Source organism: Neisseria sp. 19428wB4_WF04 (assembly GCF_015235335.1).
GTDB classification, from domain to species: Bacteria; Pseudomonadota; Gammaproteobacteria; order Burkholderiales; family Neisseriaceae; genus Neisseria; species Neisseria musculi.
In genome coordinates this window covers 1-453 of sequence record NZ_JADGLG010000162.1, presented here as the reverse complement: position 1 = coordinate 453, position 453 = coordinate 1, and the positions used below count along the sequence as shown (strand labels likewise).

The 453-nt window shown below is 74.4% G+C and carries 1 protein-coding gene; it reads left to right on the top strand.

The genetic code is table 11. From position 1 onward, the window contains the following. Window positions 1–453 (top strand): aspartate/glutamate racemase family protein (locus tag IR141_RS12810; protein WP_194198404.1); only part of this gene is annotated, 453 nt, incomplete at both ends.

The following is a 453-nucleotide window of genomic DNA, read 5'->3' as shown; positions in this document are numbered from 1 at the left end:
CGGCCATCGCGGGCCATGCCGCCCTCGACGCCCTGGCCGAGCATGGGGATGCCTGCTACGCGGTCTACCTCGCCTGCTTCGGCGATCCGGGCTTGTTCGCCCTGCGGGAGCTGTCGGCCGTGCCGGTCGTCGGCATGGCGGAGGCGGCCTGCCGAGAGGCCGCCGCCTCAGGGGCGTTCGGCATCGTCACGGGGGGGACGGCGTGGGACCCGATGCTCCGGGAGTTCGTCGCCACCCTCGGCCTGTCCGACAAGCTCGCGGCCATCGCCACGGTGGCGCCGACAGGAGGCGACATCGCCCGGGATCCGGACGGCGCCCTCGGCATCCTGGCGCACGCCTGTCGCGACTGCCATGCGGCCGGAGCGAACACGGTAATCCTCGGGGGCGCCGGCCTCGCCGGGCTGGCGCGGCGGCTCGAACCGCAGGCCCCATGCCCCTTGATCTGTTCCGTGG